Source organism: Neptuniibacter sp. QD29_5, assembly GCF_047778125.1.
In the GTDB taxonomy this organism is placed as follows: Bacteria; Pseudomonadota; Gammaproteobacteria; order Pseudomonadales; family Balneatricaceae; genus Neptuniibacter.
In genome coordinates this window covers 583,802-610,307 of sequence record NZ_CP180556.1, presented here as the reverse complement: position 1 = coordinate 610,307, position 26,506 = coordinate 583,802, and the positions used below count along the sequence as shown (strand labels likewise).

Here is a 26,506-nt window from a genome sequence, read left to right as displayed (position 1 = left end):
TCCGATTTATCTAATACTCATAAACTTAAACCATGGCATAGGATGGCATTTATTTGCATGCCACCAAACCAAAAAGAAACGTACTGCCATAGCGATAGCATACGCATATGCAGCACCAATAGCGCCATAAGAATTCACAAGAAAAAACAAAAGAAAGAGGTTCAGACACCCTGTCAATATTGAAAACATTGACAAATACCCCGTTTTTTTAGCATAAAAGCAATAATTTGTTACCATTAGATACATTCCCTTAAATGCCTGCCCAATAGCTAGCCAGCCAATAAATTCAGCAGCCCCTGAAAATTCACTCCCGAGCAAAAGTTCTATGAGGGCGGGGCCAATATAAAACGCTGTTAGAACCCCTATCCAAATCACACAAAACCATACGTAACTACCAATTACTATTCTGACTTTTTCTTGACTATCATTAGCATTTAATTTTTCAAATAACCAAGGGGCGTAGGCTTTATTAACGGCATCAAAAATGACACTAGCAATCATAACAAGCTGTAACCCAGCCATATACAACCCTGCAGTAGCTAGATCAATTTGAGAAGCAATTACAAATCGATCTACTGAGTTCAATAAAAAACCGCCAGCTACATGAGGAATTAAAGGCAAACCGAAAAATAAAATTTCTCGCCAATAGGGTAAGCACTTTGAATGTATACTCAACAGGTCACTATGTAATAATAAAAAAATAGAAACCAAGGCCCCAATAAAGGTTGCAAAGAAAATAGCACCCATTCTGCCTTCTGGGCCAAACCCTAACCACACAATAGCGCCAATTGACAAAAGAGCATTAATTAAACTTAATGAAACCTGCAAACTTCCGTAAGCTCCAGATCTTTTCCGTACTTGCCACTGACCTAGACGTATCTCTATGATCACCTTTAGAAAAGCAACGAGCATTGCAACGTTCAACCATACATTGCTAATACCTAGAAAGTTCGAAAGCTCATCTGCAAATACAAAAGTAAAGAACGCAGTCAATAATGAGAAAGCAGCTATTATCTGTAAGCCAGCACCAACATAGTTAGCATATTCATTACCAGCCAATCCATCAAAAAACTTTCGATTAATAGCACCGACAAAAGTAGAGCCCGCAAAAGCCCCATAAGCTGCAATTAAAGTTAGAAAAATAGCAATCTCACCGTATTGAGCAGGCGATAGATATCTTGTTAAGACCGGTAGTAAAAGAAATGGAATCAAGGAATTCAATATATTTGAAAACAAATATATTGAAACTCCCTTTTTCAAACTACTCAAATGTAAATAACCCTTAATATTATTTTAGCTCTATATGAAAACTTAAAATCTAAAAACTACTTATTATCTACCATTTGAATACCCGATATATCCTAGGCTCGACCATACCTATCTTCGAACCTAACAATATCATCCTCGCTCAAATAAGAACCTGATTGAACTTCTATTAATTCCAAAGGAATTTTCCCAGGATTTTCCAACCAATGTGTACATCCTATAGGAAGATACACAGAGTCATTTTCTGTAAGCAAAAATTCCTCATCATCTCTTCCTACTTTCGCTGTTCCAGAGACAATTATCCAATGCTCAGCACGATGATGGTGCATTTGCACAGAGAGTTTGTTCCCCGGTTTTACTGTGATACGCTTAACCTTATAACGCGCTCCCGTATCAATAGAATCATACTTACCCCAAGGCCGATATACCTCGCGGTGCAATTCATACTCCGGACGTCCTTCTTTCTTTAGATGTTCCACTATTTTTTTTACATCTTGCACTTTACCTTTTTCGGCAACCATAATGGCGTCTTTTGTTTCAACAAGCACAAGATTTGAAACCCCTACAGCAGCAACCAATTTACTAGTGGACATAAGCAAAGAATCCTGAGTTTCGTGACAAACAACATCACCAATAACTGCATTCCCATCAGTATCTTTTTCTGTTACGTCCCACAAGGAAGACCAAGCCCCTACATCATTCCACCCTACGTCCAAAGGAACAACGGCCACAGAGTCTGCTTTTTCCATAACCGCATAATCAATAGATTCATCTGGACAATTTTTAAAGACCTCACTAGCAACACGAATAAAATCTAAATCGGATGTTAGGGTTTTAAAAGACTGCTCACACTTTTCAAGAATATCTGGACGATGTTTCTCAAGCTCTTCTATATACCGAGAAGCTCTAAAGAGGAACATACCGCTGTTCCAATAATAGTTACCAGAACTAACATATTCTTTAGCTCGATCTAAATCGGGTTTTTCAACAAACCGATCAACCTTAAATCCATTTCCTTCTACTTCACCACGACGTATGTACCCATACCCAGTTTCAGGAGTAGTAGCAATAATACCAAAAGTCACCAAAGATCCATTTTCAGCTAAAGCCTGGGCAGTTAAAACCTTTTCCCTAAAAGCTGCAGGATCTTCAATGACGTGATCCGCAGCTAAAACCAGCAACAACGGATCTTCACCTGTACTTAAAGCATGTAGCGCAGCGAGAGCGATTGCTGGGGCAGTATTACGACCAATAGGCTCGAGAATGACATCAGCTTTAGTACCTATTTCACGCATCTGTTCAGCCACAATAAACCGGTGATCTTCATTGCAAATAACAATTGGTTCGCCATCAGCAATTTCCGAAACTCTAGTAACTGTCGCTTGCAGCATGGACTGCTCCCCTACAAGCGTCAAAAACTGCTTTGGGTATAGAGACCTAGAAAGGGGCCACAATCTAGATCCTGTGCCCCCTGCAATAATTATGGTTTTCATATTTGATTTCTCCATCCCATTTACTCACTATTCCATAGAACTAAACAAACAAAACATTAAATATATTGTAAGGCGTGCAACAGCAATTCAATAACCTATGAACCACTAAAATCCCCGCTCCAACAGAATATTGACCTGAACAATATAATTTATTAATAGTACTAATAATTACTATGCATCATCCAACAAGTACTATAAAACAGATCCAAATTGGAGCGCCCCACATTTTACTATAAACACTGAAAGAAAGGCAGAAACACCGTGTTCTTATCACATCGAATAAATGCATAGCACTATAGGACTATGGAAAATAAGAAACTTCATTTATAACAATAAGGGGAATAATCCCATACCTTGCAATCAATAAAGGACTGCAGGACTGGCCCTCCTCCCCCTTCATTATTATAATCAACACTTTTCTTTCGAATAGTTTATATCTCAGAAATCCCCCTATGCGTCTAATACATGCACACATCTGCTGGACAGAAGACACTCCATTCTCTGAGCAACATCAGGACATATACTACAATCCCGATAAAGGCCATTTGGAAAGTGATTATGTATTTTATTCTGGCAACAACTTAGAACCCTTGATTCAAAATAAACGCCCCCTTCACTTGCATATCGGCGAAACTGGCTTTGGAACTGGGTTAAACTTCATATGTCTGTGGAAACGCATTCGTGAGACTAATGAGAGCCGCAGCCTTCATTTCATTAGTACTGAAAAGTACCCCCTAAACCGAAGTGACTTAAAAAAAGCATTATCGAATTGGCCTGAGCTAACAGATCTAACTGATCAACTCGTCCCTCAATACCCTTTAAATACCTCGGGCTTTCATCACCTATATTTCGATAACAATCGCATCAAACTAACACTTATGTTTGGAGATGCCGCCGAGTCGTACTCTCGCCTAAACGCCAAAGTAGATGCATGGTACCTAGACGGTTTCGCTCCCTCTAAAAACCCGGACATGTGGTCACCGGAGCTGTTCCGTGAGATCGCTCGCTTGAGCAAGCCAGGTACAACCTTTTCTACCTTTACATCGGCAGGTATTGTGAAACGCGGCTTAAGGGACGTTGGTTTTGATGTAAGAAAGCAGAAGGGATTTGGTCGTAAGCGCGAAATGTTAGTCGGTACCTTTGTTGAGAACACAACTCCTACGCCGATTGAAAAACCTTGGTTTGAATTGCCAGCATCTGAAAAGCCTAAAGAGGTCACTATTATTGGTGGCGGCCTTTCAGGTTGTTCGACTGCACTAGCCTTAGCCGAGCGAGGCGTAAAAGTCACGTTGATTGAACAAGAAAGCCAGTTAGCGACTGGCGGATCTGGTAACCCTCAAGGTGCTTTATACGCCAAACTTCCAGTCAAGCAAACAATTCAAGGCGAACTACACCTGAGCGGCTTCCTGTACAGTGTTAATATGCTCAAACGCATAGACCCAGCAGAGTCATTTTGGTCTCAATGCGGGGTTATGCAGCTTGCAACGAGCGACAAAGAACTCGCTCGTCAAAACAACCTAATAGATCAAGAAACTTATCCACAAGAGCTTGTTTCTCTTAAAAGCGCTGAGGAATTATCCGAGATCGCTAACACCGCCGTTAATTTTAATGGTTTGTTTTTCCCCACTGCAGGTTGGGTTTCACCACGAGCACTGTGCGATCATTTTGTCGATCATCCGAATATCTCGGTAGTGCAACAGCAGGTAAATGATTTATCTTTTGCTGAAGGGCTTTGGCAGTTAGCAACACAAAGCGGAGAGCTCTTATCAGCTAGCCATGTTGTTATCTGTAATGCTGAGATGGCGAACCAGTTTAACCAAACAGATCACCTTCCTCTTAAAACCATCCGAGGCCAGGTATCAATTACTCAAGCTAAACCTGCAAACAACAAGTTAAACAGTGTGGTTTGTGGCGATGGTTATATCTCACCAGCTCAAAACCAACAGTATTGCTTTGGCGCGACTTATGATCTTCAAGGTAAAGAGCGCAATGTCACGCAAGAAGACCATGAATCCAATCTAGAAAAGTTAGGTAAGGTTCTACCCGAAATTCATGCTGATGTAGCTTCAGAATCTAATGATCTGCAAGGACGTACTGCTTTCCGCTGCAGCACGCCAGATTACATGCCTATTGTGGGTCCTGCACCGGTGCAAGATCAGCTTATTGAGACCTTCGCGCAACTAAGGAAAGATCGAAAATGGCGCTTTGAGAATGCAAAAGCAGAGCATCACCCTAATCTCTACGTCAATACAGGTCATGGCTCCAAAGGGTTAATTACCTGCCCTATTTCAGCAGAACTATTAGCCTCGATGATATGCGATGAGCCACTTCCTCTACCCAAAGATGTCATTGATGCCATTAATCCTGCCCGCTTTATCATTAAGAAGTTGATAAAACAGACGATATAATAGGTTATAGCTGAAGTTGCATAACATATAGCTTCAGTTTTATATTTGGTTTATCCCTGTTTCGCTGGAGTAGCTATGGCACTTTACGTATACGATCAAGGCTATCGAATACAAACACCTAAAGAGTCTCTCTTTAGGGAGAAAGGTGTTGATTCTCTAAAACACAGCCGCCACAGCCACCGTAGCGCAGATATGGAAGATCGCCTTCATGCCGATGGTGAAAAATTTGTCATCTCTGGGCCTCATAAAGGCCCAGAAAATAATGACAACGCCAGCCGTGCCTACGCCTCTAATACAGCCGATAGCCATACCGAACCTGACAGCCCGCAGTTGACGGTCTCCAGGATTATGGTTTCTCCTGTACATAGTGTGACGCCAAGCACTCCTATCAGCAGTACTTGGAAACGAATGGATTCTCTGGAAATCAATCACTTGGTGGTGATGGAAGAGGATCAACGTCCATTAGGACTTATTCACAAAACAGATCTGATTGCAGCAGGAACAGATTCTATCTCTCCTGTCCGATCTCTATGCACCAAAAAGCTAACGGCAGCGACACCTGAAACGATGGTTCAAGATGTCGCGATGAATTTTATTGAGAATGATATCAATGCCGTTCCAGTGGTTGATGATCAAGACCAAGTTGTTGGCATCGTCTGTAGAACTGACCTTTTACGCTTACTGGTCAGTGGCCCTCATTTGGAGAGATGGGTTTAGGGCGTTGCGGTGGATGCGATGATAGCTCCTTAGGCTCCTCTTTATTGCCACCAAACAGCCCAGCAATAAACCTAAATACCTTTTTCACACCGCGCCAGATTTTTGGAAGCAGCCATACCAGCAGCAATATAAAAACCACCAAGCCAGCTAAGAACCAAATAGGGTGGTTAAGTGCAGCCCACAGGCCACCTAACACCAGCAGGTCTTCACTAATTGAAGCCGTCCAATTGGTCACAGGCTCGGGGGAAGTATTAATCAATACGCGCCCACCCGCTTTCGCCGCATGGCTTCCGGCAGCTAATGTGCCACCAGCCAAAGCTGCTGCCAGCTCTACTGCTGGCGTTACGTCGCCTACTGCACTGGCAGCTAAAGCTGCGCCTGCGGGGATTCGAATAAAGGTGTGTAACGTATCCCAGCCTGTGTCGACCCCAGGTACTTTATCGGCAAAAAATTCGACAAAATACATAGCCCCAGCAGCCATCAACACTAGCGGATCACTAACAATCTGTAACTCTTCTGGTAAGGCGATATGCCCCATATTATTGAGCATACCCAACATTAGGACAGTAGCGTATAAGTTAATACCACTTGCCCAACCAACTCCCATCGTCAGTGCTACCAAACTGACAATTTGTTCTAACTGATCCATATAAGTACCTCGCTGATTATCCAAGGCCTTACAGATCGAATAGAAAGGCCCAGCGCTACAATGTGTCTTTAGATACTATATTACAAAGCCCTGTACTCTCGCTGAACAAGATAACGACCTGCCCTGATTGCAAAAGAGATTTCACTTGGGCGACTTTATTGGAGAGAGAGAACTCATATTCACCATAGTCAGTACCATCACGGCTGACAAACTCTTCGATCAATGCCGTGAGTGTATCTGGCTCAAGTTCTTGATAGGGGATGATCATAAAGGCGGGATTACCAGATCTTTAACTTACTAAACCAGCTTTCGCCCTGCCAACGGTCTTTACATCCGTGCAGTTCACGCTGCCAACGATCATATCTTTGCTGAATACCACGCGCTTGCTGAGTAAGTTCTGGATAGTTAGTTGAATCAAAACGGTGATAACCACCATGACCTAAACGAAGTGCTAAGTAGTGAGCTGCCGCATTATCCCAAGCAAGACCATTACGGCTCACGCTCTGCTGTGTAAACCAACCAACAAAATGAACGGCGTCTTCAACCTCTGTAGGCTCAGCATCCCAACGTTCACTACGAATACGGAACTCATCCCAATCTGCAGCACGAGGGCGAACGTGTTTTTTATCTAGCTCAGTTAATGGCAGCTCAAGCATTGCTAGAGTTAAAGCCAGAGGAGTACCGTATTTTTGCTGAACATTAACAGCCGGCTCAATCCAATCATCAGTGTCATCTAACTCATCACAGATCATCAGAGCTGGCTTAGTGACAGCCCCACCAAAGCAACCTGCAAGAAGCAATGAAATTATAAGCACACTATAAGCTTTATGATTGAACCGAGTTAGCATTACAGATTCACTCCATGCTCAGCTAGAAAGTTAACAAACTCATCTTCATCCATTGTGGAGATGTTCAAATCGTTTGCCTTTTTAAGTTTTGAGCCTGCACCCGGCCCAGCCACTACACAATCAGTTTTAGCGGAGACACTGCCAGCCACTTTGGCGCCTAAAGCCAACAAGTGATTTTTCGCATCACTCCGTCCCATACGCTCTAACTTGCCTGTCAGAACCCATGTTTTACCCTGCAAGACTAACTCATCTTCAGACGGTTTTTCTATCGTTTCCCAAGAAATACCAGCCTCATTAATCAAGGCATCGATAACTTCTCGGTTATGTTCCTGTGCAAAAAACTGAGTAATATGCTTCGCAACAATCGGCCCTACATCAGGTACATCGATAAGCTCGTCTTCAGATGCTGACATCAAAGAATCTAGCTTGCCAAAATGATGTGCTAACGCCCGAGCAGTTGCCTCACCTACCTCACGAATACCCAAAGCGTATAGGAAACGTGGCAATTGTGTATTACGGCTGTTGTTAATCGCATTAATCAAATTCTCGGCAGACTTAGGCCCCATACGCTCAAGCTTAGCGATCTCCGCTTGATCCAATGTAAATAAGTCCGCCGGATTATGTAACATATCCAGATCGACTAGCATTTCGATTAACTTATCACCTAGGCCATCGATATCCATCGCCTTGCGGGATACAAAGTGCTTTAGTGCCTCTTTTCGTTGTGCCGCACAATACAAACCACCCGTACAACGAACAACTGCTTCCCCCTCTTGCCGCTCTACAGCCGAATCGCATACGGGACAACATTTAGGAAACTCTACCGCTTCCGCTTCGGGTAACCTTCTATCATGTAACACTCGAACAACTTGAGGAATCACATCGCCAGCACGACGAATGATCACCGTATCACCTGCCCGTACATCAAGACGTTCAATCTCATCCATATTGTGTAAAGTGGCGTTAGAAACCGTCACACCACCCACGAAAACAGGCTCTAGACGAGCCACTGGAGTAACCGCACCTGTACGACCAACTTGGAATTCAATTGCACGAATTGTTGTCATCTCTTCTTGAGCAGGGAATTTATGCGCTATTGCCCAGCGCGGCGCTCGTGATACAAAGCCCAACTGTTTTTGCTGCTCAAGGTTATTCACCTTAAAAACGACACCATCGATCTCGTAAGGAAGCGAATCACGCAGCTCAGAGACTTTTTGATAGTACGTCATACAACCATCAACACCATCGACAACATCTAACAATGGATTGAGTTTAAAGCCCCACTCTTTTAGCTGGGTCAGTATGGCCGCATGCTCAGAAGCTAACTCACCGCCAGAAACGATACCAACACTATAACTACACATCTCTAGAGGTCGAGATGCTGTAATCTTGGGGTCCAACTGACGAAGACTCCCCGCTGCAGCATTACGTGGATTTACAAATGGCTTTTGTCCCGTTGCAGCTGCTCGTTGATTTAACTGTTCGAAACCTGCTTTCGGCATGTAGATTTCACCACGGACCTCTATCCGCTCTGGATAACCACTACCTGTTAGCTTTAAAGGAATCGTAGGAATGGTACGTACATTGAGAGTGATATCTTCACCTGTGGTGCCATCACCGCGCGTTGCGCCACGAACAAGTAAACCATTTTCATAGAGTAAACTTACGGCGATACCGTCTAATTTTGGCTCACAAGCATATTGTATAGATCCACCACCTTGCTGATCTAACCGCTCTACCACTCTACGGTTGAACTCTTGCATATCCTCTTCATTGAAAGCGTTATCCAAAGATAGCATCGGCAGTTCGTGAGCAATTTGGCTAAAGGCCGATAGAGGCTGTCCACCAACCCTTTGAGTCGGTGAATCAGATGTTATTAGCTCAGGTTTTTCTCTCTCTAACTTTTTCAACTCATGGAAAAGTCGATCATACTCAGCGTCCGGAACCTCTGGATCATCCAAAACATAGTAACGATAGTTATGATGGTTTAGTTGCTCACGCAGAGATTCGATCTGTTCTTGTATAGACACGGTAAGACTCAATCAGGGGTATAGAGAGAAGAAAGCGTGGCTTAACGGCCACGCTTTTTAAGAGTTTTCATTTCAAAATCGCGAACACGCTGTCGGTAGTGTTCCATCGTCTGGCTTCTTAGCACCGATCGGTTTTCATCGAGCATTTCGCCACCAAGATGCTTCGCTACAGTTTCCGCAGTAGCCAACATACACTCAAAGGCATCCATGACATCTTGCGGTTCTTCCATAGACATAAAGAACATCACCGCTTTTGTCGTAAGTGATTCAGGGTTCCCTTGAACGAAGGTACCTGGTGGAAGTGCATTTGCCATGCTGAACTGTACAGGGCTAATACCCGAAGCTTTTTCGAAACGGTGGTAAATATCCATTTCGCCAAAGTTCATACCGCAGGCATCAACTATTTTTTGCAATACAGGACCGTTAAACTGTGGCTGCTCTTTTGCAATTACAGAGATCACCAAGACATTTTCAGGATCTGGATCTTTCTCTAGAGGCTTCCGCTGCACACCTGCAGGCGCTACAACTGGCTCTGGCTCTGGCTGAACATCGGAAATAACTTCAACTTGCTCAACCATAGCATCTGGTTCCGGTGAATATTCTACCTCTTCACGCAGATATTCAGGTTCCATTGTTTTTTCAAAACTGACATCGGTAGTTACAGCCTCTTCAACTTGAACCTCTTGAGCCTCAGCTGTTGGGGCTTTTGAAATAGTCTCTGTAACTGAAAGTTCGGAGCAATCATTATCTAACGCCGAACCTAGGGTTAGGTTGGCATATGGGTCCTCTTCTGCATGACCAAAATCAAAGCCGGTTTGTGGATCATCTTCAACGACTGAAGGAGTGCTGTTCTCAACACCCTTAAGGTCCAACTGAGGGAAAGCTTCAGGTTCCTGTTCGCTTTCATGGATATGCTCTTTTTCATCAAGCTCATCCATAAGAAGCGTAACCGGCTTTTCGAAGTCGATCTCTTGAACGGGTTCAACGACTGCTGCAATTACTGGCTCTGGCTCTGGCTCTGGCTCTACAAGATTTTCAACAGGCTGTTCTATTTCAAAACGCGGTTCTGGTTTCAGCTCTTTGTCAACAACTTCTGTTAACTGAAGTTCAGTTTCAGACTCTTTCTGAAGCGCTTGATACTCATTGATTTGAGTAGTCGTTGCTTCCATTTCAACTGCAGTATGCACTTCAGCATCATCACTTCGAACTTCTGCTATTTCATCAGAAAGCTCAGCATCGGACTGAGACTCTTGTTCTAATTCCTGAGCCATTTCGACTTCAGGTTCTGGCTGCACAGTCTCTTCGACTGCTTCAGGTTCTAACTCGACTATCGACTGCTCTTGCAGAACTTTATCATATGGAGCAGTAGCGTCTTCGATTTCAACAGTTTTCTGCTCAAAATCGTCATCCGCAGTAACCACAGGAACTTCTTCATCAGTAACGTCCTGGCAAGACTGAAGTTCTGGTTCTGGTTCTGGTTCTGGTTCTGGTTCTGGTTCTGGTTCTGGTTCTGGTTCTGGTTCTGGTTCTGGTTCTGGTTCTGGTTCTGGAACAGTTTGTTCTACTACGCGAGCAGGACCCAACACTCCTTCATCCATAGCATAATCGGATACTTCAGGTTTTGTTTCTTCTGCTTCTTTTGGAAGTGGTTCATCCATTACAGGGATGTCATCAACAGTTAGCGTCGGCTCTACTTCAACCCTACGCGCACTACCAACAATACCGTCATCAATATCGAGATTGTCATCCCAAACCGGTGCTATAGGCTCTTCTTTTTTTACAGATTTTTCTTCTGCTAGCGGCTGCATTTCTTGTGCATCAATTGCACTTGTAGCAGAAGAGCTTTGAATCTCAGCAGAGAGGGGATCACCGTCTAAATTAGGACGGTGATTGGAGAAAAGTGGGTCATCATCTAACGCGACCTTGCGGGCACCACCTGACGGTAACTCTGGATTAAATGAGTCATCTCCCTCAGGAAGATCAACAAAGTTTTTGTCGATGTTCATCTTTAGGCGATTACGCCCAATTTGCATACGACGCCAACCATCCAAAACAATCAGTAGGATTAAAACAACCCCACCGATTATTAACCATTCACGCAGAGTGATTTCCATGTGCTTAGTCGCGACCTTATCTTAAAAAAACGGTAATAAGTACCCACTATAAAAGAGCCAGATTTATTCGACAACTCTATCAATCGTAAGAATCATAGGTAAAGTTGTACCGCGAACCTGAACAGGGGAGATCAAACCATATAGATCACCTGGCTGCTCTTTGGGCTCACCCGTTTTTGAGACTCTCGCAGATACTTCAACAGTTGATACCGTAGACAAACCGGACTGAGGATTCATCGCTTTAGAATCATCAAGAACGACATCAATCGGTAGGTCAGACACTTGAAGTTTAACAGCTGCTAACGGGATACGACCGCCTAATTCACGAGCAAATACAAAGACAGTGGCATCAGCAGCAACTTGCTGTTTCAGCTGGTCATCAATATTCACTTTCAAGCTGATTGATGCTGGCATTAACTCAGGAATTTCTGGCACATCCACACCTTCAGCGATCAAAGCATCACGGGCATTACGTACACCTGAGCGAAGAGATTCAGCCGTCTTACCGTCAGAGTTACGAAGCGCTTTCAACCAATAATCTAGCGCACCTTGATAATCTTTATGCTCATAGCGATCAATACCTAACAAACCTAAAACGGTAATTTCTAGAGGTTTAATCGCTAGCGTCTTATCAATAACCGTTTTGATCTCTGGGCTCATTTTACTTTCATTAGCAAAAAATAGAGCCTGCGCGTACTGACCTAAAACATCCGCATACTGCGGTGAATCTTCAGGTAACAAAGACACAACCTTTTCAAAACCAGCAGCCCCCTCTTTAAAGCGCCCTTGATTCATATAGGTCGTTGATAGTAAGTACCAACCTTCAGGGTTTTCTGGATTCAGCTCGAGCTCTTTTTCAAGCTGAGCAACGGCCTCTTCCAGTGTCGGTTGTTTACCGTTGAAAGGATCTTTCGGCTGTTGCATTGATAACTCTAGATCTGCAGAACGTCCGTAAACGGAGTACAAACCAATTGCAGCAACAGGAATCATTAACGCCAACAACGTTACCGTCACTAGTGTTTGCGAAGTTAACGCTATTTTATTCTTAGATTGTTTTTGCTCGTTTACATCTGAAAGCAGATTTCGCTCAAGCTCAGTTTTTAACGTCGCAAAATCCGTATCATCTAGGTTGCCTGCAGCTTTCTCTTCTTCTAATTCGGATAAGCGTTCCTGAAAGATCTCGATGTTTTGTTGTTCGCGATCTTCAGCAACCTCATTTTGAATTAGGCGTCTAGCACGTACAAAGGGTAAAAATACAAAAGCAATAGCCAGTACCGTTAACAGTGCTATGCCTACCCATAGTTCAATCATTTATCTTTACCCTTATCTAAAATATCTTTCAGGCGCTGGGCTTCATCACCGCTAAGGGATGAATCTAAATCTTGCCCTTTGTCGTCCACTTTCTTCTTGCGCTTTCGAGAAAGAAAAACCATCACGATAATACCGATAACAGCCAACACAAACGGGCCATACCACAATACATAGGTCGCTTTATTAACCGGCGGGCGATATAAAACAAAATCACCGTACCTTGCCACCATAAAATCGACAATTTCGTCGTTATCGTTGCCTTCTTGCAACATCTTGTAGACTTCGTTACGCAAATCAGAAGCGATAGGCGAGTTAGAATCCTGTAAGTTTTGGTTTTGGCATTTTGGACAACGTAGTTCGAACGTTAATTGACGAAAGCGTTCGCGCGTTTCCTCATCCTTAAATTCGTAAGTATCAATAGCTGCCCATAGCGACATAGGCAGAGAAAACAGCAATAACGCTAGAATTTTTCTCATTGTGCAGCGACCTTCTCAGAACTGTTGATCTGATCAATTATCCCTTTAAGCTTGGTCCAAACTTGTTGATCGACAACACCGACATGCTTATAGCGGATCACGCCTTGTGCATCGATCACATAAGTTTCAGGTGCTCCATAAACACCCAAATCTAGGCCTAAACTTCCTTTATCGTCATAAACATTTGTTGCGTAGGGATCTAAGTATTTATTCAACCAAATTTTTGCTTTCTGGCGCTCATCTTTATAGTTAATACCGATAACTTTATAGCCTTCGGCCTTAATACTATTCAGCTGTGCATGCTCTTCTTTACAGGACGGACACCAAGTTGCCCAAACGTTAACTAAAGCAGCTTCACCCTTAAGATCATCAGCGTTCAGCATCTTCCCTTCGTCATACAATGACGGTAGCTCAAACTGAGGAAAAGGCTTATTCAACAACGCTGAAGGCAATTCCGTCGGATCCAGTTGCAGACCACGCCAAAGAAAAACACCTATTCCTAAGAAAATAGCCAATGGAATAAACAAAACAAAGCGACGCATGATTATTTACCCTTAATACTTAAGCGTTTGCTACAGCACGCTTATTTTGTTTTCTATAACGCTTGTCCATCGCAGCCAACAAACCACCAACGGTCATTAGCAAGCCGCCCAACCATAACCAACGTACAAATGGTTTATGCTGAACACGAACCGCCCATGCACCGCCTTCAAGAGGTTCACCCAACGCAACATACAGATCTCGTGTTAGACCTGGATCTATTGCTGCTTCGGTCATAACCGTACCGCTGGCGTTATACATGCGTTTTTCTGGGAAAAGTTCGCCATAAGCTTCACCATCTTTCAGTACACGTAAACGTGCTTTATCTGAAACATAGTTAGGGCCTACAACATCTCGAGTGCCATCAAAAATAAACTCGTATTGTTTAAAGCTCAATTTATCACCCGGCACCATTCTAAGATCGCGCTCTTCGTTATAGATGGAAACGAGGGTCATACCAACAATCGTAACCGCAACACCGATATGGGCTAATACCATCGCGTAATAACTACGAGACAAGGTCGTTAATGCCTTAAAAGGTGCCTTACGGTGAGAAACTTTGTTCCAAATATCTTTAATCGATACGAACGTAATCCAGAATACAAGTGCCATGCCTAGGAATACGTACCAATCAAAGCCATCGCCATACAGCATAGGGAACACAGCAGCACAGACGATGCTCAATACAAATGGAATGACTAATTGAGCGGTAAGATATGAACTCTTAGTACTTCTCCAACGAGAAAGAATACCAAAGCCCATAAAGCCAACCATTACAGCCATTAGAGGGATAAAGAGTGCGTTAAAGTATGGAGGACCTACCGAAATCTTACCCATACCTAAGGCATCAATAAGCAGCGGATACAATGTTCCTAATAGAACCATCATTGCTACCACCACTAGTAGAACATTGTTACCTAGCAAGAAGGTCTCGCGCGAAACCAATTCAAAACTTGATTCACTTTTTACATGCGCAGCTTTCAATGCATAGATCAACAAAGATCCACCAATCGTGATCGCCAACAGCGCAAGTAGAAAGTAACCTCGCTCTGGGTCTGTCGCAAAGGCATGTACCGATGTAAGTACACCCGAACGAACCAAAAAGGCGCCTAGTAGGCTCAAAGAGAAGGTAAAGATCGCTAGCAATACCGTCCAGCTTTTAAACACACCACGCTTTTCAGTGACGGCTAAACTGTGAACCAGTGCAGTACCTACCAGCCATGGCATGAATGAAGCGTTTTCTACTGGATCCCAGAACCACCAGCCACCCCAGCCTAACTCGTAATATGCCCACCAGCTTCCTAATGCGATACCTAGAGTTAGGAATGCCCACGCAACAATTGTCCAAGGACGAGACCAACGCGCCCAAGCCGCATCTAAACGACCGCTTAGCAAAGCTGCGATAGCAAAGGCGAACGCAACAGAGAAACCAACATATCCCATGTAAAGCATTGGCGGATGTAGAATCAGACCAATATCTTGCAGCAGTGGATTAAGGTCACCACCTTCTTGCGGGAAACGAGGCAGATGACGCTCAAATGGACTCGATGTCATCAGCGTAAACAGGATAAAACCAACACTGATAATACCCATAACACCTAATACGCGGGCCACAATATCTTGCGGTAAGTTGTCGCTTTTAATCGCTACAGCCCAAGTCCAGCCACCTAAAATAACAACCCACAGCAGTAACGAACCTTCATGTCCGCCCCAGATTGCACTGATCTTGTAGTAGATAGGTAGTGCTGTATTTGAGTTTGTTGCTACATAGGCAACCGAGAAATCATCTACAACAAAGGCATAGCCAAGACATACAAGGCTGACCATCAAGAAGGCAAACATGCCTGTCGCTAATGGACGAGCAAAGCCCATCCACAAAGCATTCTTACTATAAGTACCTGCTAACGGAACAACCGCTAATAACGCAGCCAAACATAAAGATAAAATTAGTGCGTACTGACCTAACTCAGGGATCATTTGTTAAACACCTCTCCCTCTGGTTTAGGCATATGACCACTCTTTTCTAGTGCTTCAGCAACTTCTGGTGGCATATAGTTTTCATCATGCTTAGCTAACACTTCAGTCGCCTCAAGCTCATTAGAACTATTTAATTTACCTTGGGAAACAATACCCTGACCTTCACGGAATAAGTCAGGCAAGATACCTTCATAATTAACCGTCATTACGCTTTCGTAATCTGTAAGTTGGAATGTTACTTTCAGACTTTGAGGATCACGCTTAACACTGCCCTCTACAACCATGCCACCCGCTCTAATTCGCGTATCCTTAGGCGCTTCGCCCTTAGCAATCTCAGTTGGAGAATAAAAAAGGTTAATATTTTGGCTAAGAGCAAACATAGTTAGGCCAACAGCCGCTCCGACACCAAAAACAATAAATAAAACGATAATTAAACGTTGTTTGCGTTTAGGGTTCATGAAGATTTTTTCTCCCTGCGCAGGCGACGTGCAAGATCAGAGATAACCTTCTTCTTTTGCAGTGCCGGATTCACAATATTAATAACAATAACGAATAGAGCGATGGCATAACTCAACCAGACATATAAACCATGTCCGCCCATCGCGATAAAATCTGAAAAACTATCAAAACTCACTGAATTAGCCTCTCTGTTTTTCTATCAATTCCCGCACCCAACTGGAGCGACGTTCTCGATATAAAATTTCATTTCGAGTACGCATCATCAAAGAGACCGCGAAGAAACAATAAAACCCTATGACCATGACAAGGAGTGGCACCCACATTTCCGCGGGCATCGCCGGTTTCTCAGTCAAGGTAAATGTTGCTGGCTGGTGTAGAGTATTCCACCAGTCAACTGAATATTTGATGATCGGGATATTCACTAAACCAACCAAAGATAAAACTGCAGAAGCTTGAGCCGCCGTCGCTTCACTCTCTATTGCTGAGTTCAAAGCAATAACGCCCAAGTAAAGGAAAAGCAGGATTAGCATAGACGTTAAGCGCGCATCCCAAACCCACCAAGAACCCCACGTAGGTTTACCCCAAATTGCACCTGTAGCTAAAGCTAAGATCGCAATGGAAGCACCAATAGGCGCACAAGACTTAGCGACCATATCGGCCACTTTCATTTTCCAGATAAGTCCGATTGCACCTGCGATTGCCATCATCATGTAGCAGGATTGAGCCAAGATAGCGGAAGGAACATGGATATAGATAATTCTAAAGCTGTTACCCTGCTGGTAATCCTCTGGAGCAAAACCTAGCGCCCAAACAACACCTGCAATAAGTGCAATAGCTGCTGCGATTGCAAATCCGGGCAGCAACTTACCCATAATTTCATAAGACCAGCGTGGCGAAGCCAATTGATAAAACCAACGGGGCATCCACTTCTTCTTTTCGCTCATAACTACCTAAACTTATCCGCTCACGGAAATTCGTAATGCAGCACCAATAGCAAGAGGCGCCATCACAACACCCAAAGCCAAAATAGCGCCTAACAACGCAAAATACCCAGCAAGCGGCAATCCTGTCACTGCCGCCTGAACTGCGCTGGTACCAAAAATAAGCACAGGGATATACAGTGGCAACACCAGTAGAGATATCAGCACACCACCCTTTCGTAACCCCACGGTCAGTGCCGCACCTATGGCACCGATCAAACTTAATGTTGGCGTCCCTAACAACAGACTCAACATCAAGCCACTCATTCCTTCTGCTGGTAAAAACAGCATAACCCCGAGTAAGGGCGCCAATAGCGTTAACGGCAGACCGCTCATCATCCAGTGAGCAATCACTTTAGCCAGCACAACCACAAACAGTGGCTGCGGACTTAACAGCGTCTGCTCTAATGTTCCATCTTCGAAATCCGATCGAAATAGGCTATCCATAGACAATAAGGTAGCGAGCAATGCTGCTACCCAAACAACACCGGGAGCCACCTCAGCCAAGAACGTCGGTTCAGGACTCACACCCAGTGGAAATAATGTCGCGACCATTAAAAAGAAAATGAGCGGATTAAACAAATCGCTTTTTTTGCGATAAGCCAACATTAAATCCCGCTTTAATACGGCATAGAATAAACTTGATACAGACGTATCGCCCTGACCTAACTCATCTTTTGTCACTGTCTGGTCCATTAAGTTCCCGCCAATTCATCAAGATTTAATCGACGAACTTGCTCGCCCACACCCAGCTCATGGTGAGTGGTTAAAATCACACAACCACCTTGCTTCGCATGATCAAGAATAAGCTGTTCTTTTTCAGCGACACCTTTTTTATCAATGGCAGTGAAAGGCTCATCGAGAATCCACAACTTAGCGCTACTTAAATACAAACGCGCAAGGCTCACTCGACGATTCTGACCTGCAGAAAGCGTATGGCAGGGAGAATCTTCAAAACCAGTTAATCCCACTTTTTCCAACGCCATAGGGATATCAGCGATATTTATCCCCGGATGCATAGCCGCATACCATTGGAGGTTTTCTTCAGGCGTGAGCACAGCCTTCACCCCAGGGTGATGACCAAAATATAGGAGCTCTCGACGGAATTCTTCACGGACCTCTGAGATAGGCTCACCTTCCCAGTAGATATCGCCTTCATAATGATTAGATAGACCACTGAGGATTCGAAGTAACGTAGTTTTACCGCTACCGTTCTGGCCTTCAATCTGGATAACTTCGCCTTGTGATACAGAAAAATTTAGATCTTCGAACAAAATACGTTCGTCACGCTCACAAAACAGGTTTTCAACTTGTATTAACGCTGTATCCAAATCAATCCCCAAACCCAATCGAGTCTTCCAACCTATTTCTTAAACTTGGAATCGCTTAAGAAATGTAATTTACGGCAATACACTATACTTTTTACAATATCTGCCGATTATTAACCGAGGGATTATATACGAATATCTGATTGCACGGCACTGTTGTATTGCTTTCTAAAAGTTGGATTCTTATCCTCATTTAGCAGCATATATTTTTCATAAGATAACGCCCGCACTTTTCCATACTCACACCCTAAGATTTGAGGTTACTAAACTTGCTACCACAACTGCCTGCTATTCCACTGCAAACGACCAGCAGTAGTAGCGACTCTGCTCAAAATGTAAATCGACTGTTCCCAGTCGGACAGAACGTGAGCGCGACCGTAGTAGCTGTAAGTAGGGATCAGATCCAACCGGAAGTTTTTAAGCTCAAACTGGAAGTTAACAATCGCTTGATCCAGATGGGTGTCTTTCAAGCCCTGCCTGTAGGGCAGAAGATTAATGTTAATCGCCAAAGTGATGGCCAAATCCAAATAACGCCGCAACCTGCACAGACAGGTAATACCCAGATAAGCAATACGCAAAACCAACCGCAACAAGCACAGCAAAGTGCTAACAATACAGCTGCTAGACCTGATCCTGGCATACAGCTAAAACTAACCCAAACAGGTGACACTCTAAAACTTCCTGCAGATACTCGCGTTACGGCTGCAGTTATCAGCAGTCGCCCTGTCTATCCAACTGCGGCACCAAGCGGCCAGCCAGTACCATCTAACGTAGCGAGCAACACAACAACACCGCCACAAACATCAGCCACACCTCAACAAATAACAACGACGCAGCAGCAAACGACAGCAACACCCCAACAAACAACAACGGTGCAGCAGCAAACGACAGCAACACCTCAACAAACAACAACTACGCAGCAGCAAGTCACAACGGCCGCTAATCAGCCAAATAATCCCGGCTTAACGGCTCACCAAGTACCAGTCCAAACAACACAGGCAAGCACCTCTCCAGCAAGCACGCCAGCTCAAGGCCAACTAGCAATTACATCTTCCCCAACTAGCGTTCAGAGTAATACTGGTAAAGCTACAAATACCATAGGAACTCAACCGCCACCTACAACGCCAGTTAATAACAACGTATCTCAAACACAATCACCCCCTGCTACCCAAGGAGCTAAGACCACTACAACCTCAGCAACCTCAGCAAACCCAGTGCCTTCTGCACAAGCACAACAACAAAATATTTCAGATAAAACTAACCCTACAGCACTGCAAACCCAGCAAAACCCTGCACCTGTTAGAACAGGTCCACCAATACATCACCTTGTAAGCTTAGCGCTACCTGACGGTTCAAAAGTAGAAGTTCAATCGCCTCGACCTATTCCGCAAGGCGCACAACTGCAATTGGTATCTAACGGCAATCAAAACGTTCAAGTGCTGCGCATACAAGAACCACCTTTGACGTTAAATTCTGCGTTAGACAAACCTGCTATACAGGAAATACTGCGTAACACACTGCCTATACAGCAACCGACGGCTACGGCTTTCAATCAATTAGCACAAGCTACAACAACTGAGGCTGGCCAAACCTCTCAGATAGGTAGTGTTGTTCGTAGCATGCTAAACCTATTTGGCGTACGCCCGGGGAGTAGCGAAGCGCCCTCTCAGATACGTCATAACGTTGAATTAGGCGGGTTAAGTACTGAGCGCCAATTAAGCCAAGGACGAAGTGCAAGCCCTTTAGACATGAAAGCCCAGTTGCAGCAATTGCAACAGCTCAGCGATAAACTTCCTGCTGAACAGCAAGAACGTTTTGATCAGATCATTAAAGGCTTACAATCTAGGGTTACCAGCCAACAGATCAACTCTCTTCATCAATGGCGAGAGCTGCCTGATGGCGGATTTGAGCGTGTATTACAACTAGATCTGCCGATTAAACAAGGTGAAAGCTGGGAGAATTTAGAACTTAGACTTAGCCGAGAAGGCGGGACTAATGCTGCAGGCGAGATGGTTTCGGTTTGGCGGGTTCGACTACACTTTGATCTTGAGGAACAAGGCGGCGTCGATGCTGAAATCAGGTTAACAGATGGACATGAAATCAGTACGCTATTCTGGTGTGAACAAAAAGAGACCGCAGAAAAATTGAGAGAACGCTCCGAAGAGTTTGCAGAAAAATTAAAAATGTGTGGTTTTAATAATTCAGAAATCACTTGGCACGAGGGCCAAGCCCCTCGACAGGATCAGGTGGTTCATAAACAGCTAGTCGATCTGCATACATGAAATTTACCAAACCTGATTTAGATGCTCCGCGACAAAAAGCGATTGCCCTAAAATACGATCAAGAGATGGGTAAGGCCCCGCTCATAGTAGCTAAAGGTATGGGGGAAATTGCTGAACAGATCATAGCTCTCGCAGAAGAAAACAACATCCACATCCACGAAAGCCCTGAACTTGTGGAGGTGTTAATCAGACTTGAACTGGGTGACGAGATCCCTGAATCGCTCTACAGAGCGATTGCGGAAGTTATCGCCTTTGCTTACAGCCTAAAACATGATCCAGCTGAAACTATTAAAGCAACAGAGCAAAAGAGCTAACGATCTGAACCCAGTGCTTCATGGGGTGCTTGTAACTCTTTATGTAACAGCGCCATCAATTCCGCTTCGGGTCGACCTAACCCGCAATTTTTAACCAGATCATCGACATCCGCTCCCATCTCCATCAAACGGGTCGCTTGGTTATAAGCCAAAGCAGACGGATCTCGATTTTCTAATTCCAACTGTTTATCAGCGGTTAGATTCAGTTTTTGCTCTACCTCGATGAGACGACGTCCCATGCCGATAGAGCCATTAGTCATTGCTTGAATTTCATTGCGTAAGACATTGATAAGCGCCTGATGCTGACGCTCATTTTTCTGTAAGCGCTTGAACAGCACATAGCTTGTACAAGCCGTACCTAACACAATAATAAGTAGAATAATTTCAAACAATGACGGCATTATCTCTCCAAAGCCTCTATCCGTTAGAAGGCCTTATCAAACTGATTCATCAATTCAGGAATATCTAAAATGGCACAACGCTCTTCCATATAAGTACCCCATAGCCACTTACGTGGATTATCACTGCCTGCCCAAGATACTTTATCCACAGGGATTCGAACCGATTTTACCAACTCATCACAAGCAAGCGCCCAATGACGACCACGAAGAATAATTAATTCATCGTATTTAGCCATTTCCGGTTGATAACGCTCAGGAATCAACCACAAAGCCGTATCAATAACATTGGTATCTGCACTGCTTCCACCGAAGCGACCTAGACACCAATCATGCGCTGCATCCAGCGTTAGAGAGACGGAACTTAAATGAACCGCACCTTCAATGTAATCGAAAGGAATCGCCAAATTTAAGCCATGCATTTTTATCAATACACAGTTAATTTCACGACTTGTTGCCCCTGAACCCGCAGCTGCTAATTGCGCCTGATCTGGAGCTGTCGCCGGTGCTGGCTCTGGCTCTGGCTCTGGCTCTGGCTCTGGCTCTGGCTCTGGCTCTGGCTCTGGCTCTGGCTCTGGCTCTGGCTCTGGCTCTGGCTCTGGCTCTGGCTCTGGCTCTGGCTCTGGCTCTGGCTCTGGCTCTGGCTCTGGCTCTGGCTCTGGCTCTGGCTCTGGCTCTGGCTCTGGCTCTGGCTCTGGCTCTGGCTCTGGCTCTGGCTCTGGCTCTGGCTCTGGCTCTGGCTCTGGCTCTGGCTCTGGCTCTGGCTCTGGCTCTGGCTCTGGCTCTGGCTCTGGCTCTGGCTCTGGCTCTGGCTCTGGCTCTGGCTCTGGCTCTGGCTCTGGCTCTGGCTCTGGCTCTGGCTCTGGCTCTGGCTCTGGCTCTGGCTCTGGCTCTGGCTCTGGCTCTGGCTCTGGCTCTGGCTCTGGCTCTGGCTCTGGCTCTGGCTCTGGCTCTGGCTCTTCAGTATTTTGATCTGCAGAATCTACAAGCAAAGCATTTTCTTCGCTTTCGATGCCTAAACCTTGATGCTCTAGACTTTCCTCAGCAGCAATTTGTTCTTCAATTGCAGCAATTTCAGTTTCTGTATCAATATCACCAGCATCAGGATCTGACAGCAGCGATTCCAAATAATCGAAAACAAGCTTTTGAACGCCATGAACTTCCACATCACCCTGTTCAAGAGGCTTTTTATCTGACTGACTCATAGGGCCTCCTGCTTTTGACGTTCAAGTAAAGTGCGTAATAAACGTGCATAGGAATGAACCCCTCGACTACTGGAGTCCATAACCGAAGGTACAAGTCCTTGGATACTTGCATTCCTAAATTTGGTATCTACTGGAATAACCGCGTTAGAGATTTCATTTGGGTAATTGTGATGAAGCTCTCGCAAGCTACTAACTGAAGCTTGGGTTCTACGATCATAGAAGGTCGGAATAATCGTAAAACTGAGTTTTTTACTACGCGCACGGTTGATCATATTAATTGTTCTAACCATACGCTCTAGACCTTTCAGGGCTAGAAACTCTGTCTGAACAGGAACCAATAAATGTTCACATGCAGCTAGGGCATTCACCATCAACACACCAAGTACTGGAGGACTATCAATCAATACATAATCATACTGATCACGAACATGTGATAGAGCTTTGGCCACCTGCAATCCCATACCTTCGGCACCGACAGCTTTTCGCTCCAAAGTTGCCATTGCAGTTGATGCAGGAATCAGCTCTATTCGCTCATGGCTACTTTTCAAAAGTAGACGTGTCACATCATCCTTCTTAACCTGACTACTCCCAGTAAACAGATCATAAACACTGTCTTCTAATTCATCTGGGTCATAACCAAAATAACTGGTCAAAGATCCATGCGGATCTAAATCAATCAACAAGACACGATAGCCGACTTCAGCCAATAACCCAGCTATTGTCACTACTGTTGTTGTTTTGCCGACGCCACCCTTCTGGTTGGCAACTGACCATACATGCATTTAATTGTCTTCCTGTTCTGGTGACTTCAATTCAGCTCTCCTGAATAAAACATCACCATCTCCGGTTTCTACCTGTTCAATTACGGGTACTGTTTCTTCTTGCGGTGTTGAAAACACCGTTGATACAGCATCAGCACTAACTTGCTGACTACCAAATGAAGATACGGTTCTACGGACCTTTGCGTCACGTGATACAACAATCAACACTCGGCGATTTAATTTCTGCCCTTCCGCAGTACGATTGCTATAAGCAGGCTGAAATTCACCATAACCCACTGCGGCCATACGCTCTGGCTCTACACCAAATCGAGCGAGCAACCTTACAACAGCAGCAGCCCTAGCAGCCGACAGTTCCCAGTTGGAAGGATAAGCATCTGTCGATATTCTCTGATTATCGGTAAACCCTTCCACATGAATAGGGTTTGGTCGCTCTTTCAACATAATTGCAATCTGTTCCAGCAATTGATCTGCAAGAATATTGGGTAACGCACCACCTGAATCAAAAAGATCGTTAGATCGTAGCTCTATAGAAAGCCAAAGGTCATTACCTGTAATTCTTAATTGACCTTCATCAATCAGCTTAGCAAAAGCTACAGCCAACTCCTGCTGCAGCGATTTTAAAGCATCAGTTTCTTTCTGGTCTGGCAGAGAAATTGTAACCTCCGGCACATCCACATCTGTTTTGCCGCCTATAAAAATAGAAAAGCCGCTTTCACTTTTTCCTTCGCCTGGAGCAGGATTAACATCAATAGCCTGATCCACACCAACAAAGACACCTGCTAGCGCCTCAGTTAAATGTTTATATTTGTCTTCGTTAACCGAAGATATCGCATACATAACGACAAAAAATGCAAAAAGTAGAGTAATAAAGTCCGCATAGGAAATAACCCAACGGTCATTCCGAATGCTATCATCTACTACCTGTCGACGAGGCATAACTATCTCAAATAACCTTGGAGGCGTTGCTGAATCGCCTTAGGATTTTGTCCCTCTGCAATGAACATCAATCCCTCTAGCACCATCTCTTGAGCCTGATACCTCATAGAGATTAAACTCTTTATCTTATTCGCTACCGGAATCAAGAATAAGTTCGCGATACCTATCCCGTAGATAGTTGCCACAAACGCCGTCGCAATACCAGCACCTAGACCTTCAGGGTCAGATAGATTGCTCATTACGTGAATCAAACCCAAGACAGCCCCAATGATCCCTAACGTTGGCGCATACCCACCCATACTTTCAATAACTTTGGCGCCTTGAAGGTCTCTTTGTTCAAGAGTAATAAGATCAACTTCTAAAGTACTTCTGATAACATCAGGACCTTTACCATCAGCCAATAATAGAAGACCAGTTTTAACAAAGTTATCCTTATGCTTATCAGCTTCTCCCTCTAAAGCTAAAAGTCCTTTACGACGTGCAATGACACACCATTGCACAATCTCATCACTCTTGCCTTTAAGGTCTTGCTGATTATTCCCAAAAGCCCAGCCAATCAATTTGATTGCACGAGCAAAATCTTGTTTTGGCGACTGAATAATCGCCGCTGCTAAAGTGCCGCAAATAACAATTGCTGCAGCAGGTAGGTTTAAGAGTTCTTGAGCATGACCGCCCTCGAGATAGTTACCGCCAAGAACGGCTGCAAAAGCTAGTAATACACCTATTACAGCTGTTAAATCCATGGCAGCTACCTTCTATTACTCAAAATGGGCCCAAACTCAGTTAAATCGAGAATTTCGTTAGCTAATCCAGCATTAACTACAGCTTGCGGCATACCATAAATAGTACAGCTTGCTTCATTTTGTGCCCAAATTGTCGCTCCTTGCTGTCGCAACATTTTAGCACCATCTCGACCATCGGCTCCCATGCCAGTCAAAATAATTCCCAGCACTTTATTGCCGTAACTTTTAGCTGCTGATGCATAAGTAACATCTACACTAGGCTTATATGTTAAGCGCTCATCACCCGGCATAATTCGAATCTTATCTAAGCCCCGCGGATCAATAATCATCTGATGACCACCTGGAGCTAATAGAGCACGCCCCGGCAATAATCGATCACCATCTTCAGCTTCTTTGACTGAAATTTTGCATTGCTGATCAAGGCGCGTAGCAAATACCGACGTAAACGTTTTAGGCATGTGCTGAACCAGCAAAATTGGATGAGGAAAATTAGCGGGTAATTGAGTTAATATCTGTTGAAGCGCTGCTGGTCCACCAGTTGAAGAACCAATTACTACAATCTTACACCCAGAAGGAACAGAAGCCTTTGATGCAGTTTTATAAGCGGCTGGTTTCTTTGATTCTGACTGTGCAGGTTTCGCTTTAAGTTGCGAGGCAGCCGTCCGATCCCTTAGAGTCATACTGGCAGGGGAACGCGATCTTTCAGTTTGCCTCATAGGTCTAGCAGAAGACGACGGTCTAGTCGTTTTACTTTCCGTTTCAGGCCTAAAAACCATCGATTTACTTTTACCATCTCCAGCATTACTTGGAGAGATAAACGTACTACGAAGCTTTGAATGGCGAGAACGGCCTAGCTCTACAACTTTATCCCTTAACTGCTTTTCTAGTGAAGCAGAATGCTCCATCCAAGCACGCATATCTTTAGATAAATAATCTAAAGCTCCTGCTTCTAGAGCTTGTAAAGTAACTTGGGCTCCTTCATGTGTCAGTGAAGAGAGCATCAATATATTAGTCGGGCATTCACGCATAATCACTCGGACTGCTTCGATGCCGTTCATTTGCGGCATCTCCACATCCATTGTAATTAAATCAGGTTTTAGATTTTTGGCCTGCTCTACAGCTTCCTTGCCATTCTGTGCAGACCCAACTACCTTTATCCGACTGTCCCCTGAGAGCAAATCAGTAATGCGGTGCCTAAAGAAACCAGAATCATCTACCACCAGTACCTTAATAGACATCTTTAGTTGCTC

General features: G+C 44.3%; 26 protein-coding genes. 4 read left to right on the top strand and 22 right to left on the bottom strand.

The genetic code is table 11. The annotated features are described in order from the left end of the window. Positions 1 to 6: 6 nt before the first annotated feature. Together ACMXYR_RS02645 and ACMXYR_RS02640 are read right to left on the bottom strand one after the other, a co-directional pair. Positions 7 to 1,269 (bottom strand): lipopolysaccharide biosynthesis protein, encoded by a 1,263-nt coding sequence (locus tag ACMXYR_RS02645; protein WP_415902796.1) that lies wholly within the window; start codon positions 1,267 to 1,269, stop codon positions 7 to 9. Between the two features lie 92 nt (positions 1,270 to 1,361). Further along, a complete protein-coding gene (locus ACMXYR_RS02640; RefSeq protein ID WP_415902795.1) occupies positions 1,362 to 2,759 on the bottom strand; it encodes a mannose-1-phosphate guanylyltransferase/mannose-6-phosphate isomerase in 1,398 nt (465 codons plus the stop codon). 452 nt (positions 2,760 to 3,211) lie between these two features. On the opposite strand from ACMXYR_RS02640, the gene mnmC reads away from it, so the two are divergent. Together mnmC and ACMXYR_RS02630 are read left to right on the top strand one after the other, a co-directional pair. Further along, complete coding sequence (mnmC, locus tag ACMXYR_RS02635; protein WP_415902794.1) at positions 3,212 to 5,167, top strand: bifunctional tRNA (5-methylaminomethyl-2-thiouridine)(34)-methyltransferase MnmD/FAD-dependent 5-carboxymethylaminomethyl-2-thiouridine(34) oxidoreductase MnmC; 1,956 nt, start codon at positions 3,212 to 3,214, stop codon at positions 5,165 to 5,167. Between the two features lie 75 nt (positions 5,168 to 5,242). After that, on the top strand, positions 5,243 to 5,884 hold the full coding sequence (locus ACMXYR_RS02630; protein ID WP_415902793.1) for an HPP family protein: 642 nt from the start codon (positions 5,243 to 5,245) through the stop codon (positions 5,882 to 5,884). On the opposite strand, the gene ACMXYR_RS02625 is transcribed toward ACMXYR_RS02630, so the two are convergent. The 14 genes from ACMXYR_RS02625 to ccmA all read right to left on the bottom strand — a co-directional run bounded on the left by ACMXYR_RS02625 (position 5,853) and on the right by ccmA (position 18,599). Next, a complete protein-coding gene (locus ACMXYR_RS02625) occupies positions 5,853 to 6,533 on the bottom strand; it encodes a DUF4126 domain-containing protein (RefSeq protein WP_415902792.1) in 681 nt (226 codons plus the stop codon). The two genes, ACMXYR_RS02630 and ACMXYR_RS02625, sit on opposite strands and share 32 nt — an antisense overlap. A 55-nt stretch (positions 6,534 to 6,588) precedes the next feature. Then, positions 6,589 to 6,801, bottom strand: a complete 213-nt coding sequence (locus tag ACMXYR_RS02620; RefSeq protein ID WP_415902791.1) for a YheU family protein — start codon at positions 6,799 to 6,801, stop codon at positions 6,589 to 6,591. 10 nt (positions 6,802 to 6,811) lie between these two features. Further along, positions 6,812 to 7,348: a hypothetical protein gene (locus ACMXYR_RS02615; protein WP_415902790.1), complete on the bottom strand. Its 537-nt coding sequence runs from the start codon at positions 7,346 to 7,348 to the stop codon at positions 6,812 to 6,814. 32 nt (positions 7,349 to 7,380) lie between these two features. After that, positions 7,381 to 9,411: an NAD-dependent DNA ligase LigA gene (gene ligA / locus ACMXYR_RS02610; protein ID WP_415902789.1), complete on the bottom strand. Its 2,031-nt coding sequence runs from the start codon at positions 9,409 to 9,411 to the stop codon at positions 7,381 to 7,383. A 41-nt stretch (positions 9,412 to 9,452) separates the two neighbouring features. Beyond that, positions 9,453 to 11,525, bottom strand: a complete 2,073-nt coding sequence (gene zipA / locus ACMXYR_RS02605) for a cell division protein ZipA (protein ID WP_415902788.1) — start codon at positions 11,523 to 11,525, stop codon at positions 9,453 to 9,455. A gap of 63 nt (positions 11,526 to 11,588) precedes the next feature. Further along, a complete protein-coding gene (gene ccmI, locus ACMXYR_RS02600) occupies positions 11,589 to 12,836 on the bottom strand; it encodes a c-type cytochrome biogenesis protein CcmI (RefSeq protein WP_415902787.1) in 1,248 nt (415 codons plus the stop codon). Next, positions 12,833 to 13,312, bottom strand: coding sequence for a cytochrome c-type biogenesis protein CcmH (locus tag ACMXYR_RS02595; protein WP_415886947.1), 480 nt, complete (start codon positions 13,310 to 13,312; stop codon positions 12,833 to 12,835). The genes ccmI and ACMXYR_RS02595 overlap by 4 nt, the downstream gene beginning before the upstream one ends. Beyond that, positions 13,309 to 13,854 carry a DsbE family thiol:disulfide interchange protein gene (locus tag ACMXYR_RS02590; protein WP_415902786.1) on the bottom strand — a complete coding sequence of 182 codons (546 nt, stop codon included), beginning with the start codon at positions 13,852 to 13,854 and terminating at the stop codon, positions 13,309 to 13,311. Before ACMXYR_RS02590 ends, ACMXYR_RS02595 begins: the two co-directional genes overlap by 4 nt. Before the next feature lie 19 nt (positions 13,855 to 13,873). Continuing rightward, the gene (locus tag ACMXYR_RS02585) at positions 13,874 to 15,829 is read right to left on the bottom strand and encodes a heme lyase CcmF/NrfE family subunit (RefSeq protein ID WP_415900091.1); all 1,956 of its coding nucleotides are present in this window, start codon (positions 15,827 to 15,829) and stop codon (positions 13,874 to 13,876) included. Beyond that, entirely contained in the window at positions 15,826 to 16,287 is a 462-nt protein-coding gene (gene ccmE / locus ACMXYR_RS02580) for a cytochrome c maturation protein CcmE (protein ID WP_415902785.1), read from the bottom strand. The genes ACMXYR_RS02585 and ccmE overlap by 4 nt, the downstream gene beginning before the upstream one ends. Continuing rightward, a complete protein-coding gene (gene ccmD, locus ACMXYR_RS02575) occupies positions 16,284 to 16,463 on the bottom strand; it encodes a heme exporter protein CcmD (RefSeq protein WP_415883447.1) in 180 nt (59 codons plus the stop codon). The genes ccmE and ccmD overlap by 4 nt, the downstream gene beginning before the upstream one ends. 4 nt (positions 16,464 to 16,467) lie before the next feature. Then, the gene (locus tag ACMXYR_RS02570; RefSeq protein ID WP_415883446.1) at positions 16,468 to 17,232 is read right to left on the bottom strand and encodes a heme ABC transporter permease; all 765 of its coding nucleotides are present in this window, start codon (positions 17,230 to 17,232) and stop codon (positions 16,468 to 16,470) included. Positions 17,233 to 17,244: 12 nt separating this feature from the next. Then, on the bottom strand, positions 17,245 to 17,964 hold the full coding sequence (gene ccmB, locus ACMXYR_RS02565; protein WP_415883445.1) for a heme exporter protein CcmB: 720 nt from the start codon (positions 17,962 to 17,964) through the stop codon (positions 17,245 to 17,247). Then, a complete protein-coding gene (gene ccmA, locus ACMXYR_RS02560) occupies positions 17,964 to 18,599 on the bottom strand; it encodes a cytochrome c biogenesis heme-transporting ATPase CcmA (RefSeq protein WP_415902784.1) in 636 nt (211 codons plus the stop codon). Before ccmA ends, ccmB begins: the two co-directional genes overlap by 1 nt. Positions 18,600 to 18,865: 266 nt before the next feature. On the opposite strand from ccmA, the gene ACMXYR_RS02555 reads away from it, so the two are divergent. Both ACMXYR_RS02555 and ACMXYR_RS02550 read left to right on the top strand, forming a co-directional pair. Continuing rightward, positions 18,866 to 20,878: a flagellar hook-length control protein FliK gene (locus tag ACMXYR_RS02555; protein ID WP_415902783.1), complete on the top strand. Its 2,013-nt coding sequence runs from the start codon at positions 18,866 to 18,868 to the stop codon at positions 20,876 to 20,878. Continuing rightward, positions 20,875 to 21,192, top strand: a complete 318-nt coding sequence (locus ACMXYR_RS02550) for an EscU/YscU/HrcU family type III secretion system export apparatus switch protein (RefSeq protein ID WP_415902782.1) — start codon at positions 20,875 to 20,877, stop codon at positions 21,190 to 21,192. The genes ACMXYR_RS02555 and ACMXYR_RS02550 overlap by 4 nt, the downstream gene beginning before the upstream one ends. Here ACMXYR_RS02550 and ACMXYR_RS02545 read toward each other — a convergent pair. Genes ACMXYR_RS02545 through ACMXYR_RS02520 form a run of 6 tightly spaced genes read right to left on the bottom strand, consistent with a single transcriptional unit; the run spans position 21,189 to position 26,494 of the window. After that, on the bottom strand, positions 21,189 to 21,593 hold the full coding sequence (locus ACMXYR_RS02545) for a DUF2802 domain-containing protein (RefSeq protein WP_415883441.1): 405 nt from the start codon (positions 21,591 to 21,593) through the stop codon (positions 21,189 to 21,191). The genes ACMXYR_RS02550 and ACMXYR_RS02545 overlap by 4 nt on opposite strands. A gap of 23 nt (positions 21,594 to 21,616) precedes the next feature. After that, positions 21,617 to 22,795, bottom strand: a complete 1,179-nt coding sequence (locus tag ACMXYR_RS02540; protein WP_415902781.1) for a chemotaxis protein CheW — start codon at positions 22,793 to 22,795, stop codon at positions 21,617 to 21,619. After that, complete coding sequence (locus ACMXYR_RS02535; protein WP_415902780.1) at positions 22,792 to 23,577, bottom strand: ParA family protein; 786 nt, start codon at positions 23,575 to 23,577, stop codon at positions 22,792 to 22,794. Before ACMXYR_RS02535 ends, ACMXYR_RS02540 begins: the two co-directional genes overlap by 4 nt. Next, positions 23,578 to 24,513: a flagellar motor protein MotD gene (gene motD / locus ACMXYR_RS02530; protein WP_415902779.1), complete on the bottom strand. Its 936-nt coding sequence runs from the start codon at positions 24,511 to 24,513 to the stop codon at positions 23,578 to 23,580. Between the two features lie 2 nt (positions 24,514 to 24,515). Then, entirely contained in the window at positions 24,516 to 25,256 is a 741-nt protein-coding gene (locus ACMXYR_RS02525) for a flagellar motor protein (RefSeq protein ID WP_415902778.1), read from the bottom strand. A 5-nt stretch (positions 25,257 to 25,261) separates the two neighbouring features. Next, the gene (locus ACMXYR_RS02520; RefSeq protein WP_415902777.1) at positions 25,262 to 26,494 is read right to left on the bottom strand and encodes a protein-glutamate methylesterase/protein-glutamine glutaminase; all 1,233 of its coding nucleotides are present in this window, start codon (positions 26,492 to 26,494) and stop codon (positions 25,262 to 25,264) included. Between the last annotated feature and the right edge of the window lie 12 nt (positions 26,495 to 26,506).

Excerpts from the sequence above, each read along its gene's own strand:
- ACMXYR_RS02540 (WP_415902781.1), bottom strand. The coding sequence starts at position 22,795 with ATGAGTCAGTCAGATAAAAAGCCTCTTGAACAGGGTGATGTGGAAGTT.
- ACMXYR_RS02570 (WP_415883446.1), bottom strand. The coding sequence starts at position 17,232 with ATGAGCGAAAAGAAGAAGTGGATGCCCCGTTGGTTTTATCAATTGGCT.
- ACMXYR_RS02585 (WP_415900091.1), bottom strand. The coding sequence starts at position 15,829 with ATGATCCCTGAGTTAGGTCAGTACGCACTAATTTTATCTTTATGTTTG.
- ACMXYR_RS02545 (WP_415883441.1), bottom strand. The coding sequence starts at position 21,593 with ATGCCGTCATTGTTTGAAATTATTCTACTTATTATTGTGTTAGGTACG.
- ACMXYR_RS02640 (WP_415902795.1), bottom strand. The coding sequence starts at position 2,759 with ATGAAAACCATAATTATTGCAGGGGGCACAGGATCTAGATTGTGGCCC.
- ACMXYR_RS02595 (WP_415886947.1), bottom strand. The coding sequence starts at position 13,312 with ATGAGAAAAATTCTAGCGTTATTGCTGTTTTCTCTGCCTATGTCGCTA.
- ACMXYR_RS02620 (WP_415902791.1), bottom strand. The coding sequence starts at position 6,801 with ATGATCATCCCCTATCAAGAACTTGAGCCAGATACACTCACGGCATTG.
- ccmB (WP_415883445.1), bottom strand. The coding sequence starts at position 17,964 with ATGGACCAGACAGTGACAAAAGATGAGTTAGGTCAGGGCGATACGTCT.
- zipA (WP_415902788.1), bottom strand. The coding sequence starts at position 11,525 with ATGGAAATCACTCTGCGTGAATGGTTAATAATCGGTGGGGTTGTTTTA.
- ccmE (WP_415902785.1), bottom strand. The coding sequence starts at position 16,287 with ATGAACCCTAAACGCAAACAACGTTTAATTATCGTTTTATTTATTGTT.
- ACMXYR_RS02590 (WP_415902786.1), bottom strand. The coding sequence starts at position 13,854 with ATGCGTCGCTTTGTTTTGTTTATTCCATTGGCTATTTTCTTAGGAATA.
- ACMXYR_RS02630 (WP_415902793.1), top strand. The coding sequence starts at position 5,243 with ATGGCACTTTACGTATACGATCAAGGCTATCGAATACAAACACCTAAA.
- ACMXYR_RS02525 (WP_415902778.1), bottom strand. The coding sequence starts at position 25,256 with ATGGATTTAACAGCTGTAATAGGTGTATTACTAGCTTTTGCAGCCGTT.
- motD (WP_415902779.1), bottom strand. The coding sequence starts at position 24,513 with ATGCCTCGTCGACAGGTAGTAGATGATAGCATTCGGAATGACCGTTGG.
- ACMXYR_RS02550 (WP_415902782.1), top strand. The coding sequence starts at position 20,875 with ATGAAATTTACCAAACCTGATTTAGATGCTCCGCGACAAAAAGCGATT.
- mnmC (WP_415902794.1), top strand. The coding sequence starts at position 3,212 with ATGCGTCTAATACATGCACACATCTGCTGGACAGAAGACACTCCATTC.
- ACMXYR_RS02520 (WP_415902777.1), bottom strand. The coding sequence starts at position 26,494 with ATGTCTATTAAGGTACTGGTGGTAGATGATTCTGGTTTCTTTAGGCAC.
- ACMXYR_RS02535 (WP_415902780.1), bottom strand. The coding sequence starts at position 23,577 with ATGCATGTATGGTCAGTTGCCAACCAGAAGGGTGGCGTCGGCAAAACA.
- ccmI (WP_415902787.1), bottom strand. The coding sequence starts at position 12,836 with ATGATTGAACTATGGGTAGGCATAGCACTGTTAACGGTACTGGCTATT.
- ACMXYR_RS02625 (WP_415902792.1), bottom strand. The coding sequence starts at position 6,533 with ATGGATCAGTTAGAACAAATTGTCAGTTTGGTAGCACTGACGATGGGA.